This is a genomic window from Nioella sp. MMSF_3534 (assembly GCF_030732985.1).
In the GTDB taxonomy this organism is placed as follows: domain Bacteria; phylum Pseudomonadota; class Alphaproteobacteria; order Rhodobacterales; family Rhodobacteraceae; genus Nioella.
In genome coordinates, this window is sequence record NZ_JASHJX010000038.1 from 1 (window position 1) to 14,156 (window position 14,156).

The following is a 14,156-nucleotide window of genomic DNA, read 5'->3' on the forward strand; positions in this document are numbered from 1 at the left end:
CCACCCCCCAACCGGTCCCGCGCAAGGGCAGCAGCGAGGATGAGACGCCCGCCACCTTCCGGGACTGGGCCAGCATCTGATAGGATCCGGGCCGACCCCTGACCGGAGCCGCGCCCATGCCCACCCCTCTGACCGAAATCAGAAACATCGGCCCCGCCATGGCCGAAGACCTGAAACGCGCCGGTATCCCGGATGCCGAGAGCCTGCGCAGGGCAGGTCCCGATGCGGCCTATGCGGCGATGCTGCGTGCCGGCAGCCGCCCGCATTTCATCGCCTATTACGTGCTGCATATGGGGCTGCAGGGGCGCCCCTGGAACGATTGCCAGGGAGATGAGAAAGCAGCGCTGCGCAGGCGCTTCGATCAGATCAAGGCCGAGTGCGTCGACGCGGACCGCTCCGCCTTCGAAGCGATGATGAATGAGCTTGGTGTGGGGGCGCGCCGCTGAGCGAAGAAGAATTTTGGATCAAAATTCTTCAGGCCAGAAATTTCTTCTGGAAGAAATTTGTAACGCGGAAAAATCTTCCCGAAGATTTTTCAGGGCCTGAACAGAAAACGGGCCGCCCAGTTCAGAGCGGCCCGCAAATCATGTTAGGTCAGGTTTGACCTCAGCCGACCAGCTCGAGTCCAGCGAAGAAATAGGCGATCTCTTCAGCCGCGGTTTCCGGCGCGTCGGAGCCATGGACCGAGTTTTCGCCTTTGGACAGGGCGAAGTCCTTGCGGATGGTGCCGTCGGCGGCTTCGGCCGGATCGGTGGCGCCCATCACTTCGCGGTAGGCGGCAATGGCGTTCTCGCCTTCCAGAACCTGCACGACGACCGGCTCGGATGCCATGAATTCGCACAGTTCACCGTAGAAGGGACGTTCCTTGTGCACGGCATAGAAGACGCCAGCCTGCGCGGGGGTCAGGTGAATGCGCTTCTGGGCGATGATGCGCAGGCCGGCGGCCTCGATCTTGGCATTGATCGCGCCAGTCAGGTTGCGCTTGGTGGCATCGGGTTTGATGATCGAGAAGGTGCGTTGAACCGCCATGGGGGATCTCCGAAAAAGGGGTTGGTTTGGCGCGGCTGCTAGCACGCAGCGCCTGTAAAGAAAACCCGCCAATTGACAGTGCCGCGCGACCGGGTCACACCCGCGCCCATGCTACGGATTTCAGACATCTCCTATTCCATCGCGGGCCGCCCCTTACTGGAGCACGCCACCGCCACCATCCCCGAGGGCCACAAGGTGGGAATCGTGGGGCGCAATGGCAGTGGCAAGACCACGCTGTTCCGGCTGATCCGCGGCGAGCTGACGCTCGATACGGGTGAAATCACCCTGCCCCCCCGGTCCCGCATCGGCGGTGTGGCGCAGGAAGTGCCGTCTTCCGAGACCTCGCTGATCGACACCGTTCTGGCCGCCGATACCGAGCGCGCGTCGCTGATGGCCGAACAGACGCAGGACCCGACCCGCATTGCCGATATCCAGACCCGGCTTGCCGATATCGACGCCTGGTCCGCCGAGGCACGCGCCGCGACCATCCTGCGCGGGCTCGGCTTCACGCCCGAGGAACAGCTGATGCCCTGTTCCGCCTTCTCGGGCGGCTGGCGGATGCGTGTGGCACTGGCGGCGGTGCTGTTCTCGGCGCCGGACCTCCTGCTGCTCGACGAACCGACGAACTATCTCGACCTCGAAGGCGCGCTCTGGCTGGAAAGCTACCTGGCGAAATACCCGCATACGGTGCTGGTGATCAGCCACGACCGGGGGCTTCTGAACCGCGCCGTGGGCCATATCCTCCATCTGGAGGACCGGCAGCTGACGCTTTACCAGGGTGGCTATGACACCTTCGCGCAGACCCGCGCGGCCCGGATCGCCGTGGCGCAGGCGGAATCGAAAAAGCAGGAGGCGCGCCGCGCCCATCTGCAAAGCTTCGTCGACCGGTTCCGCGCCAAGGCCACCAAGGCCCGGCAAGCGCAATCGCGGCTGAAGATGCTGGAAAAGATGCAGCCGATCACCGCGCCCTCCGAACGTGCGTTCCGCAAGTTCAGCTTCCCCGAACCCGAGCAGCTGTCGCCGCCCATCGTACAGATGGACGGGGCCGCCGTGGGCTATGACGGTGTGCCGGTTCTCAAACGGCTGAACCTGCGCATCGACCAGGATGACCGCATCGCGCTGCTTGGCCGCAATGGCGAGGGTAAATCGACGCTCTCGAAGCTGCTGGCCGACAAGCTCCTCACGCTGGAGGGGAGGATCACCAAATCCTCCAAACTGCGGGTGGGATATTTCGCGCAGCATCAGGTGGATGAGCTGCATATCGACGAAACACCCCTGCAACATCTGCGCAGGATGCGGCCCGAAGAGGCCCCGGCGAAGCTGCGCGCCCGGCTGGCAGGCTTCGGCCTGGGGGCCGATCAGGCGGAAACCGTGGTCGGCAAGCTGTCCGGGGGACAAAAGGCGCGGCTGTCGCTCTTGCTGGCCACGCTCGATGCGCCGCATATGCTGATCCTCGACGAACCCACCAACCACCTCGATATCGAAAGCCGGGAGGCACTGGTCGAAGCGCTGACCGCCTATAGCGGCGCGGTCATTCTTGTCAGCCACGACATGCATCTGCTGGAAATGACCGCCGATCGGCTGTGGCTGGTCAAGGATGGCACCGTGACACCCTATGACGAAGACCTCGCGGCCTATCGCAAGATGCTGTTGGCGGGCGAGGCGGCGACGTCGAAGCCGAAGCCCGAAAAGCCCAGGCCCAAACGCGCCAGCCGCGACCAGATCCTCGAACTGCGCAGCGAGGTGCGCAAATGCGAGGAACGGGTGGAGAAGCTGAACGCCATGCGCGACAAGCTAGCCGCGAAACTGGCGGACCCGGAGTTGTATGAATCGGGAAACACCGGCGAAATCGAGGTCTGGCAGAAGAAATACGCCGAAGTCATGAACGGTCTCGACCGGGCCGAGGCAATGTGGCTCAAGGCACTGGAAAAACTGGAGGAGGCCGAAGCGCTATGACCATGGCCGAGGCAATCACCGTCTTCGTGGCGCTGTTCGTGGTCATTGACCCGATCGGCCTGTCGCCGATGTTCATCGCCATCACCCGCGGCATGAGCACCCGGGCGCGCCGTGCCATCGCTATCCGGTCCTGTGTCGTTGCCGTGGGGCTTCTGACCGTGTTCGGCCTGGCCGGAGAGGCGGTTCTGGGCTTTCTCGGCATATCGCTGTCCGCCTTCCGCATCGCGGGTGGCATCCTTCTGTTCCTGACCGCGCTCGACATGCTGTTTGAACGGCGCACGCAGCGCCGTCAGGGTCAGGCCGATGCACCCCATGCGGATGATCCGTCCGTCTTTCCGCTGGCCATGCCGCTGATTGCCGGTCCGGGCGCCATTGCCACGATGATCCTGCTGACCGGCTCTGCCGGGTCTGCCTCGGGCATCGCCATGGTGCATGGGGTGATGCTGGCGGTGATCCTCGTCGTGTTCCTGCTGTTTCTTCTGGCCGGGCCGATGGAAAAGATGCTGGGGCCCGTGGGCATCAACGTGGTCACGCGGCTGCTTGGCATGCTGCTGGCGGCACTCTCTGTCCAGTTCGTGATCGACGGCATTCGCGATCTGCAGGTGTTTTAGGCGGCCCCCTGCCCTATATTGGCCTCAGGATCAACGTTCAGACCGGCCCGATGAAAGACACCGACATCGCCTCGATCATCTATCTCAGCCTGCTTGCCATCGCGCTGACGGGGTCGATCATCTCGGCCAATCGGCATCAGATCGGCAAGGTCGCGCGCTATGCGGTGGTCTGGGGGGCTCTGATCCTGGGCGGCTTCGTCGCTGTGGGCGTCTGGCCGGAACTGCGAAACGGTGTGCTGCCCCAGCAATCGGTCGTGACCGGAACCGGCGAAGTCACGGTGCCGCGCAGTTTCGACGGTCATTACTACCTGACACTGGAGATCAACGGCGCGCCCATCCGCTTTGTCGTGGATACGGGCGCGACCGACATGGTGCTGACCCCGCAGGACGCCGCCCGCGCCGGTCTGGACACCGCCACCCTGCGCTATACAAGCCGCGCCATGACCGCCAATGGCATGGTCCAGACCGCCCCCGTGCGGCTCGACCGGGTGGAGCTTGGCCCGATCACCGACCGCCGCGTGCCCGCCGTGGTCAATGGCTCGCCCATGCAGGAAAGCCTGCTTGGTATGTCCTACCTCAACCTCTTCGACCGGATCGCCATTGAAGACGGACAGATGGTGCTGACGCGATAGGGCATTCGCTGCATTGGGTGCCGCATTGACGTCTTTTCAGTGACAAAGGCATCTATCGGGAGGAACGGTTGACGGGCCGCGAAGGACTCTGTCACATACAACAATCAAGTTACCAAGATGCGCCGGGCGAACCTTTGAAATGGGGGGGGTGACCTGGACGCTTTTCCCCCAATGGCGCAACAGCAACAGCAACAGCAACAGCAACAGCAACAGCAACAGAATATTGTAAGGAAAATACCGTGCCTTTCACAGCAACCTATTCCCAGTATCTCTATATCGGTGCCTCGCTTCCGAACGCCGGAACGACCTATCCCAACGTTGCACCAACCGTCACTTCCACCACATTATCGGATACACTGGATGGCAATGACAACGGCTCAATTGGACCGGGACAACAAATTGCCTGGAGCGCAGCGGGCGGCACCGTCCAGCTGGTCGGAACGACCGGGACCGGCGATCCGGTCGTCTGGGTCGTCGGGCCAAATTCCTACTATGTGCTGAGCAACTCCGCATTCCCCAGCTTCAGCCCGATGGGATTCACCCAATCCACTTACATCATGTGTTTCGCCAAAGGCACGCTGATAGCCACACCAAAGGGTGAGGTCGCGGTCGAGGCATTGCAGGTCGGCGATCCGGTCGTAACGGATGGCGGCGTTGTTCCGATCAAGTGGATCGGGCGGCAGACGATCTCAACCCGCTTCGGCCCTGCAGAGCGGTTGACACCGGTGCGCTTTGCGGCGGGTTCCTTGGGCGATGGCCTGCCGCATACCGACCTGACGGTGACCGCCGACCACGGGATGCTGGTGGATGGTGTGATCTGCCACGCGGGCGCTTTGGTGAATGGCGAGAGCATCACGCGGGTGCCGCTTGCCGAGATGGGAGAGACGTATACCGTCTATCACATCGAAACCGAAGCGCATGAGATCATCCTGGCCAATGGCACGCCTGCCGAGACCTTCATCGACAATGTCTCGCGCCGGGTCTTTGACAATTATGCCGAGTTCGAAGCGCTCTACGGAGACGTGCCGGAGATGGAAGAACTGCCTTACCCTCGAGCGATGAGCGCGCGGCAGGTGCCGGAAAGGCTCAGGGCAAAGCTGGCTGGAAAGGCCGTGGCCTGACACGGAGCCTGAAGGATCAAAGACGCGCCCCTCTGCGTCAGCCTGTTTCCGCCTTCTTCTCCCACTTGCCACCCTCTTCCGACCAGTATTGCGCGGCACAGCCCGCGCCTGTCAGCGCTTTCCATTGGGTGCGGGCATGGGCCACGGCATCGCCATTGGCGCCATCGAAGAGGATGCAGACCCGGTCGAGGCTCTGCACCTCTTCGGGGCTGACCTCGGCGCCCTCCACACTCATCAGGCAGGCCGCCCCGTTGGGGATATCTGCCCCGCTGCACAGCAATACCGGCTGATCGGCATCATGCGGCCCGCCCGCGCGGCCATGGGGCAGGAAGCCATCCTCGGGGCGCAGCCATAGAAGCTCATCCAGACGGTCCAGAAACCCGTCCGTTCGGCCCCGGACCACCACCCGCCAGCCCGCCTGAAGCGACTTGCCAATCAAGGATTGTAAGGTCGCTTCGGCGCTGGACCGGGTCAGATGGTAGAAAAAGGCTGCGCCCATAAGGGGTTACTCCGCCTCGTAGCCATCGCGGATCATCCGGTCGAGCGCCATCACGCCCCAACCGGTCGCGCCCTTCGGGGCCAGTGCGGTATCCGCCTTGACGCTGGCCACCCCCGCGATGTCGAGATGAATCCACGGTGTCCCGTCCTTGACGAAGCGTTTCAGGAACTGCGCCGCGGTGATCGAGCCCGCAGGACGGCCGCCCACATTCTTCATATCCGCCACATGGGATTTCAGCATCTTGTCATAGGCGTCGCCGAGAGGCATGCGCCAAGCGCCCTCTCCTTCCGCGCCGGCAGCCTTGAGGAAGCTGTTGCAGAACCCGTCATCATTGGAAAACACGCCCGCGTTTTCATGCCCCAACCCGATGATGATCGCGCCGGTGAGCGTGGCGAGATCCACCATGCCGGCAGGCTGGAAGCGGTCCTGCGCGTACCACATGATATCGCACAGGACGAGCCGGCCTTCGGCGTCCGTATTGATCACCTCGATCGTGTCGCCCTTCATCGAGCGAACCACGTCACCGGGCCGTTGCGCCCGCCCGTCGGGCATGTTTTCGACCAGCCCGACAATACCGACGACATTGGCCCTGGCCTTGCGCAGCGCCAGTGCCCGCATGACACCGGACACAACGCCCGCGCCGCCCATATCCATGGTCATGTCTTCCATGCCGCCCGCCGGTTTCAGGCTGATGCCGCCGGTGTCGAAGACAACGCCCTTACCGATCAAAGCCAGCGGGGGCTCGTCCCCGCCGCCCTTCCAGTGCATGACCACGACCTTCGATGGGCTTTCGGACCCCTGCCCCACGGCCAGCAGCGCCCGCATGCCGAGTGTTTCCAGCTCCGCTTCGTCGAGGATCTCCACCTCCAGCCCCAGATCCGCCATTGCGGCGAGACGCGCGGCGAACTCTTCGGTGGTCAGCACGTTGGACGGCTCGCTCACCAGATCGCGAGTGAAAAAGACGCCCTCGGCCACGGCGGTCATGGGCGCGGCTTCGGCAGACACCTCCTCGGGCTTGCTGACAAGGAACACGGCCCCTTCGCCGATGGAAGGGTCACCGGTCATGTGATCGGTGAATTCATAGGCCCGCATCGCCAGCCCGAAGGACAGATCCGCCGCCCGGTGGAACGCCCCGGCGGCCACGGTCAGCGCCGCCTTGCCCTTGGCCTTGGCCAGTTCGGCCCCGGCGCGACGTGCCTCTTCGACACTGACCCGGCGGGGAAGCTTGACGACCAGCAACGCCTCGGCGGCGAGGCCTGTCGGGAAGCCCAGAGAAACGCAATCGCCCGTCTTGGCCTTGTCCCAGGCGTCCGACTCGGCCAGACGCACCAAAGCCCCCTTGGTCAGCCGGTTCACCCGGCGCGCAGACTGGTCGAGCTTGCCATCGGGGGTGACGATCACCGCCAGCTTGCCTTCGGCGCCTGCCAGCGCATCGAGGTCGGTTTCAGAGAAGGAAATGGCAATCGGCGTGGTCATGTGGGAACCTCTGGAATTGGATGTTGTTGCAACACTAGAACTAGTGGGCAGGCTTGACCAGATATGCCTGTCCTTGTGGCTGCGATTGGATTAAGACCTTGGTTACTGGGGTTGTTAAGAGCTTGATTTCGGGGGGCGATGAACGTGGGACGCTATGACCGGTATATCCTGTCACAGCTTCTGGCGCTGTTCAGCTTCTTCAGCCTTGTGCTGGTCTCGGTCTACTGGGTCAACCGGGCCGTGGGCCTGTTCGACAGGCTGATCGGCGACGGGCAGTCCTTGCGGGTTTTCCTAGAGTTTTCCGCCCTTTCCCTGCCACAGATCATCTTTCTCGTGCTGCCGGTTTCGGCCTTTGTGGCGGCGATCTATGTCACCAACCGGATGATCTCGGAAAGTGAGCTTGTGGTGATGCAGACCGCGGGTTGCTCGGCCCTGCGGCTTCTGCGTCCGGTCTGGGTGTTCGGTGTCGTGGCCGCGCTGCTTCTGGCGATTCTGGCGCATTACCTTGTGCCCGCCGCCCGTGGCCAGCTCATGAACCGGTCGGTGGAGGTGTCTCAGGACATGACCGGCAGGCTTCTGCGGGAAGGCGAGTTCATCCACCCCACGGACGGGCTGACCGTCTATATCCGCGAAATCACCGAACTGGGCGAGTTTCGCGACGTGTTCCTGCAAGACAGGTCCACGCCCGACGTGGAAACGACCTATACCGCCCGGCGCGCGCTGCTGGTCTCGTCAGAGGCCGGCCCCCGACTGGTGATGTTCGAGGGGGTGGCGCAGACCGTGCAGGCCGAGGGGCAGCGCCTGTCCATCGTCGAATTCGACGATTTCACCTATGATATTGCCGGGCTGATCGAAACGCCGGAGACACGCACGCTGCATATCCGGGAACTGTCCACCCCGGTGCTGCTGTTTGCGCCGCGTGCCTTTGCAGAGGCGCAGGGCTCGACGCTTGCCGAGTTCCGCTTTTCGGGTCACGACCGGCTTGCCCGCCCCATCTTCGCGCTGTTCGTGCCGGTGATCGCAGCTGCGACCCTGATGCTCGGCGCGTTCTCGCGCTTTGGCATCTGGCCGCAGATTCTTTTGGCCATCGCGTTGATCATTCCCCTGCAGATGATCTGGAACGTGGCTGAAAGCGTCGGGATGCGGCAGGACGGCATGGCTTGGCTGGCCTATCTGCAACCGGCAGCGGCCGGAGCCATTGCCGCGCTGATGATCGCGCTGGCCCTGCGAGGCCACCGGCGCCCGCGCCGACAGGAGGCCGCGGCGTGATCCTGCATCTGTATATCGCCCGCAGGTTCCTGCGCTCTTTCCTGATCGTGCTGGCGGTCTTTGTCGCCATTCTGCTGCCGATCGACCTTGCCGAACAGCTGCGTGCCATCGGGGAAAGCAATGCAGGGCTCGGCGCGGCGTTCAATCTGGCGCTGCTGAACCTGCCCGGAACGCTTTACCGGATGTTGCCGCTGTTCATCATTCTGGCAACGCTCGTTCTGTTCCTGTCCCTGGCGCGCACCTCCGAGCTTGTGGTCATAAGGGCCTCGGGCCGGTCTGCCCTGCATTCGGCCCTGTCGCCGGTGATGATGTCGCTTGTGATCGGCATCCTCGGACTGCTGGTCATCAATCCGCTCGTCGCCGCAACCGAGCGGCAATACGAGATCTCCATGTCGCGCTACCAGAGCGGCGAAAACCGGACCCTGTCCGTGTCTGGTGAAGGGCTGTGGCTGCGCCAGGGCAGCCAGTTCGGCCAGACCGTGATCCGCGCGGCGCGTGCCAATTCCGATGGCACGTCGCTTTTCGAAACCAGTTTCTTCGTCTTCGACCCCGACGGATTGGCGCAAAGTCGCATTGACGCGGACTCCGCTATTCTGACGGATGGGGCCTGGACGCTGACCGATGCCAAGCTCTGGCCGCTAGGACAGGCAAACCCCGAAGCGGAGGCCACCAGCCACGAAACCTTCACCCTGCCATCCACCCTGACCCGCGATCAGATCCGCGACAGTTTCGGCCGCCCCACGACGATTCCGATCTACGAACTGCCCCGGTTCATCTCGCAACTGCGCACGGCGGGCTTTGCCGCCCTGCAACATCGCATGTGGTTCATGAGCGAACTGGCCAATCCCCTGCTTCTTGCCGCGATGGTTCTGATTGGCGCGAGCTTCACGATGAGGCATACACGTTTTGGGAAAACGGGGATGATGGTGCTATTCGCATTGCTGGTGGGATTCGGGCTGTTCTTCCTGCGCAATTTCGCGCAGGTTCTGGGGGAAACCGGCCAGTTGCCGGTGGCCGTCGCGGCATGGACTCCACCGATCGCGGCGATTCTGCTGTCGCTTGGCATTCTCTTGCATACGGAGGACGGATGATGCGGATCGGCGCGTTTCTTCTGTCCGTGATCCTGCTGGCTGGCCCGCTGGCCGCGCAAACGCGCGCCATTCCCGCGACGCTGATCGCCGACGACATCCGCTTTTCCCGCGCAACCACGTCGGTCACCGCCAGCGGCAATGTCGAGATCTTCTACAACGGGGTCAGGCTGCGCGCGGGCCGGATCGTCTATGATGGCACCGCTGATCGCGTGACCGTCGAAGGCCCGATCACCCTGACCGAAGACAACGGAAGCAGCATCCTCTTCGCCGATTTCGCCGAGCTTTCGGCCGATCTGCAAAACGGTGTGCTGCAATCCGCCCGGCTGGTTCTGGACCGGCAGTTGCAGATTGCCGCGACCCAGATCAACCGGGTCGACGGGCGCTATACGCAGATGTACCAGACCGTTGCGTCGTCCTGCGAGGTCTGCGCCGCCAACCCGGTGCCGCTGTGGCAGATCCGGGCGCGTCGGATCATTCATGATCAGCAGGAACAACAGCTCTATTTCGAAGATGCCCAGTTCCGCGCGCTCGGTGTGCCGATTGCATGGTTCCCGCGTCTGCGTCTGCCCGATCCGACGCTGGAACGCGCCACCGGCTTTCTGACCCCGACCATTCGCGCGTCGAACCAGTTGGGCACCGGCATTCGCCTGCCCTATTTCATCGAGTTGGGCGACCATGCGGACCTGACCGTCACGCCCTATATCACCGCAGGCGACAGCCAGACGCTCGAGGCCCGCTTTCGCCGCGCGTTCGAGAACGGATTTGTCGAACTGAACGGGGCTGTCAGCTGGGATGACCTGTCGGTAGACTCCTCCCGATCCTACGTCTTTGCCGAGGGGTGGTTCGACCTGCCGCGCGATTTCCGGCTGGAGTTCACCTACGAAACCGTCTCGGACCCGGATTACCTGCTAACCTACGGCTATGGCGAGGAAGACAGCCTGAACACGGGCGTGACCCTCAGCCGGGCCGATCGCAACGAATATATCGGCATTTCCGCCAACCGGTTCCGGTCCCTGCGGGAAGGCGACAACAATTTCACCCTGCCGACCCTGACCCTTGATGCGGAGGTGACGGAACGCTTCAGCCCCGCCGGGCTTGGGGGCATTGCCACGGTCGGCATGTCCACGCACAGCCATGCCCGCCGGTCGGATGCCGATATCGACGGGCGCGATGTGGCGCGGCTCAGCTTCGATGCCAATTGGCGGCGCGACTGGATCTTGCCCGCCGGCATCCTGGCGGCGGTCGAAGCGCAATGGCAGGGGGATGTCTACAATATCAGCCAGGACTCCACCTATGACGACACCATCACACGCTCGACGCCCTATCTTGCGGCCGAGCTGCGCTGGCCCCTGGCGCGGGCGAATTCGGCGGGGGTGACGCATCTGCTGGAACCGGTGCTGCAATATGTTTGGGCCCCTGACACGCAGCCTGCCCTGCCCAATGAAGACGGGCGCGTGGTGGAATTCGACGAGGGCAACCTGTTCTCGCTCAACCGCTTTCCCGGCGCCGACGGTCAGGAACTGGGGCCGCGCCTTGCCTATGGGCTGTCCTATACCCGCAACGATCCGCTTGGCTGGTCGCTTGGGGTGACAATCGGGCAGGTCTTGCGCGAACGCGATCATGCACAATTTACCCAAGGATCGGGGCTGGACGGGACGCAATCCGATTTCATGCTGTCCACCAGCCTCGGGATCGGCAATTCGCTGACCCTGATGAACCGCGCCCTTTTCAGCGAGTCCTTCAACATAAGCTCGAATGAATTCGCCCTGATGTGGGAGGAGGATCAGTTCGATCTTGCCTCGTCCATCACCTGGCTGGAAGCAGATCCCGCCGAGGGCCGTCCTCAGGACATGGCGGAATGGGCCTTTGATGCCAGCTATGATTTCGACAATGCCTGGGCCGCAACAGTGGACTGGCGCTATGATTTCGAGGCCAACGAGCCCACGAGGGCGGGATTGAGCCTGATCTACGCAACCGAGTGCGTGGACGTGGAGTTTTCTCTCTCGCGTCGGTTCACGACCTCGGCTACGTTGCCCTCAGCCACCGATATCGGATTGACTGTGGCATTGAACGGTTTCGGCGCGTCCCGCGACGGGCGCAGCTATGACCGAAGCTGCCACAGGTGACCGGAACGCCGGACGAAAGAATGACGCATATGACCATGACGACCCAAGCAGACAGACCCCGCATCGCAGGCCCCCTGAAAACCCTGACCGCAGCGCTTGCCCTGTCCCTTGTCCCGTTGACACCGGCCACGGCGCAAAGCCCGTTTTCGGCCGCTGTGACCGTGAATGACCAGATCGTCACGCATTACGAAATCACGCAGCGGGTGTTGTTTCTCGAAGTTCTGAACGCTCCGGGTGACTTGCAGGAAGAGGCGCGCGAAGCCCTGATCAACGAACGCCTGCAACGCGAAGTCGGCGAGCGGTTCGGCATGCTCGCCAGCATTGACGATATCGAAGAGGGCATGGCCGAGTTCGCGGGCCGTGCCAACATGAACACCGAGGCGTTTCTCGGGGCCTTGCAGAACGAAGGAATTTCGCCGGAAACCTTCCGCGATTTCGTGGCGGCCGGGATCACCTGGCGCAATATCGTGCGCGCCCGTTTTGGGCCCCGCGCGCAGGTCACCGAGGAAGAGATCGACCGGGCGCTGACCCTGTCCGCATCCGATGGCGGCGCACAGATCAATGTCGCCGAGCTCGTGGTGCCGGTCACCCCGGAAAACGCCGATCAGATCCGTGCCGACATTGCCCGCCTTGCGCGGGAACTCGACGGCTCGATCGGGGCCTTTTCGGAAGCCGCCCGCGCCTATTCCGCTGCGGCGACAGGCCGTCAGGGCGGCGGGCTTGGCTGGCGCCCCCTGTCCGCGATCCCGCCGCAACTGCGCGCGATCCTGCTGCCGATGAATGTGGGCGACGTGACCGACCCGGTGCCGCTTGGACCTGCCATCGCGATTTTCCAGCTGCGCGGGCTGGACGAGACCGGGTTCGTATCGCCAGAGGTGATGGCGGTCGAATATGCCGAGGTGCTGATCCCCGGCGGCCACAGCGCCGAGGCATTGGCCGAGGCGCAGGATCTGCGCGACAGCATCGACACCTGTGACGATCTGAACGGTGTGCGTCCGGGCGGCTTTGAACTCGTTTCCCTGCCGATCGCGGATGTGCCTGGTGATATCTCGCTCGAGCTGACCCGTCTGGATGCCAACGAGGTCTCGACCGGGCTGACCCGCGCGAACGGGACGCAGCTTCTGTTCCTGATGCTCTGCGGCCGGTCCACGGAACTGCCCGAAGGTGGACGCGACGAAGTCCGGCAGGCCCTGTTCCAGCAGCGGCTGGAAAGCTATGCGCAGGGCTATCTGGCCGAACTGCGCGCCGATGCGATCATCGACGAAAACCCATGACCGCGCAGACACTGCCCCCCGTGGCCGTCAGCTGCGGGGAGCCGTCCGGGATCGGCCCGGAAATCATCGTCAAGGCACGTGCCGCGCTTGGGGTGGATCTGCCCTTCTTCGCGATTGGGGATCGGCGTCATTTCGAAGCCTATGGGGCCGTTGACCTGATCTCGGCCCCCGCGGACGCATTGGATGTGCCACCCGGACGCCTGCCGCTCCTGGCCCATGATTTTGCCGCAGATGCCGCACCCGGCCAGCCCGACCCGCGAAACGCGCAAGGCGTGATCGACGTGATCGGGAAAGGTGTCGATCTGGTTCGATCGGGCCAGGCTTCGGCGATCTGTACCGCACCCATCCACAAGAAGGCGCTGAAGGACGGGGCAGGCTTCGCCTTTCCCGGACATACGGAGTTCCTGGCCCATCTTGCGGGGGTCGAGCGTGTGGTCATGATGCTGGCCTGTGACGTGCTGCGGGTGGTGCCGGTGACGATCCACATTCCACTGACGGAGGTGCCTGCCGCTCTGACACCAGAGCTGCTGGCCGAGACAATCCGCATCACACATGCGGCGCTGATCCGCGATTTCGGGCTGGAGGCCCCGCGATTGTCGGTAGCGGGTCTCAATCCCCATGCGGGCGAAGGCGGCACCATGGGGGTCGAGGAGATGGCGGTCATCACCCCTGTTCTGGATATGCTGCGCGCCGAAGGGATGCGGATTGCGGGGCCTGCCTCTGCCGACACCATGTTCCACGCGGGCGCGCGGGCGGGCTATGATGCGGCGATTGCCATGTATCACGATCAGGCGCTGATTCCGATCAAGACGCTGGATTTCGCGGGCGGCGTGAATGTGACGCTCGGCCTGCCTTTCATCCGCACCTCACCCGATCACGGGACCGCCTTTGACATTGCCGGGCGCGGTATAGCCGATCCGAGCAGCATGATCGCGGCGCTGCGTATGGCGCAGGATATGGCGCTTGCCAGGACCGGAGGCGCAGGATGACAGAGGTCGGAGGGGGCGCTGCCCCCGTCGCTACGCGACTCCCCCGAGGTATTTTTGCCAAGCTGAAAGGGGGCGCGCGCGTT

At 63.4% G+C, this 14,156-nt stretch carries 13 protein-coding genes; 10 read left to right on the forward strand and 3 right to left on the reverse strand.

Annotated features, from left to right (window positions below; genetic code table 11):
- Nucleotides 1-116: 116 nt before the first annotated feature.
- Entirely contained in the window at nucleotides 117-446 is a 330-nt protein-coding gene (locus tag RBB16_RS15205) for a TfoX/Sxy family protein (RefSeq protein WP_306046972.1), read from the forward strand.
- 160 nt (nucleotides 447-606) lie between these two features.
- On the opposite strand, the gene ndk is transcribed toward RBB16_RS15205, so the two are convergent.
- Complete coding sequence (ndk, locus tag RBB16_RS15210; RefSeq protein ID WP_071689676.1) at nucleotides 607-1,029, reverse strand: nucleoside-diphosphate kinase; 423 nt, start codon at nucleotides 1,027-1,029, stop codon at nucleotides 607-609.
- Nucleotides 1,030-1,137: 108 nt separating this feature from the next.
- Here ndk and RBB16_RS15215 point away from each other — a divergent pair, with 108 nt between their 5' ends.
- The 4 genes from RBB16_RS15215 to RBB16_RS15230 all read left to right on the forward strand — a co-directional run bounded on the left by RBB16_RS15215 (nucleotide 1,138) and on the right by RBB16_RS15230 (nucleotide 5,349).
- Nucleotides 1,138-2,985 carry an ABC-F family ATP-binding cassette domain-containing protein gene (locus RBB16_RS15215; RefSeq protein ID WP_306046973.1) on the forward strand — a complete coding sequence of 616 codons (1,848 nt, stop codon included), beginning with the start codon at nucleotides 1,138-1,140 and terminating at the stop codon, nucleotides 2,983-2,985.
- Nucleotides 2,982-3,596, forward strand: a complete 615-nt coding sequence (locus tag RBB16_RS15220) for a MarC family protein (protein ID WP_131541796.1) — start codon at nucleotides 2,982-2,984, stop codon at nucleotides 3,594-3,596. Before RBB16_RS15215 ends, RBB16_RS15220 begins: the two co-directional genes overlap by 4 nt.
- Nucleotides 3,597-3,646: 50 nt before the next feature.
- Nucleotides 3,647-4,228: a TIGR02281 family clan AA aspartic protease gene (locus RBB16_RS15225; RefSeq protein WP_306046974.1), complete on the forward strand. Its 582-nt coding sequence runs from the start codon at nucleotides 3,647-3,649 to the stop codon at nucleotides 4,226-4,228.
- A 239-nt stretch (nucleotides 4,229-4,467) separates the two neighbouring features.
- Nucleotides 4,468-5,349: a Hint domain-containing protein gene (locus tag RBB16_RS15230; RefSeq protein ID WP_306046975.1), complete on the forward strand. Its 882-nt coding sequence runs from the start codon at nucleotides 4,468-4,470 to the stop codon at nucleotides 5,347-5,349.
- Between the two features lie 37 nt (nucleotides 5,350-5,386).
- Here the strand turns inward: RBB16_RS15230 and RBB16_RS15235 are convergent, their stop codons facing one another.
- Together RBB16_RS15235 and RBB16_RS15240 are read right to left on the reverse strand one after the other, a co-directional pair.
- Nucleotides 5,387-5,848, reverse strand: coding sequence for a DNA polymerase III subunit chi (locus RBB16_RS15235; RefSeq protein ID WP_306046976.1), 462 nt, complete (start codon nucleotides 5,846-5,848; stop codon nucleotides 5,387-5,389).
- Between the two features lie 6 nt (nucleotides 5,849-5,854).
- Nucleotides 5,855-7,324 (reverse strand): leucyl aminopeptidase, encoded by a 1,470-nt coding sequence (locus tag RBB16_RS15240; protein ID WP_306046977.1) that lies wholly within the window; start codon nucleotides 7,322-7,324, stop codon nucleotides 5,855-5,857.
- A 138-nt stretch (nucleotides 7,325-7,462) separates the two neighbouring features.
- Between RBB16_RS15240 and lptF the strand changes: the two genes are divergently transcribed.
- From lptF to pdxA, 5 genes are read left to right on the forward strand one after another with little or no spacing between them, the layout of a single operon-like run.
- A complete protein-coding gene (gene lptF / locus RBB16_RS15245; protein WP_245764434.1) occupies nucleotides 7,463-8,593 on the forward strand; it encodes an LPS export ABC transporter permease LptF in 1,131 nt (376 codons plus the stop codon).
- Nucleotides 8,590-9,684 (forward strand): LPS export ABC transporter permease LptG, encoded by a 1,095-nt coding sequence (gene lptG, locus RBB16_RS15250; protein ID WP_071689671.1) that lies wholly within the window; start codon nucleotides 8,590-8,592, stop codon nucleotides 9,682-9,684. Before lptF ends, lptG begins: the two co-directional genes overlap by 4 nt.
- Nucleotides 9,681-11,810 (forward strand): LPS-assembly protein LptD, encoded by a 2,130-nt coding sequence (locus RBB16_RS15255; protein ID WP_306046978.1) that lies wholly within the window; start codon nucleotides 9,681-9,683, stop codon nucleotides 11,808-11,810. The genes lptG and RBB16_RS15255 overlap by 4 nt, the downstream gene beginning before the upstream one ends.
- A 35-nt stretch (nucleotides 11,811-11,845) precedes the next feature.
- On the forward strand, nucleotides 11,846-13,084 hold the full coding sequence (locus RBB16_RS15260; RefSeq protein ID WP_306046979.1) for a peptidylprolyl isomerase: 1,239 nt from the start codon (nucleotides 11,846-11,848) through the stop codon (nucleotides 13,082-13,084).
- Nucleotides 13,081-14,073: a 4-hydroxythreonine-4-phosphate dehydrogenase PdxA gene (gene pdxA, locus RBB16_RS15265; protein ID WP_306046980.1), complete on the forward strand. Its 993-nt coding sequence runs from the start codon at nucleotides 13,081-13,083 to the stop codon at nucleotides 14,071-14,073. The genes RBB16_RS15260 and pdxA overlap by 4 nt, the downstream gene beginning before the upstream one ends.
- Nucleotides 14,074-14,156: the final 83 nt, after the last annotated feature.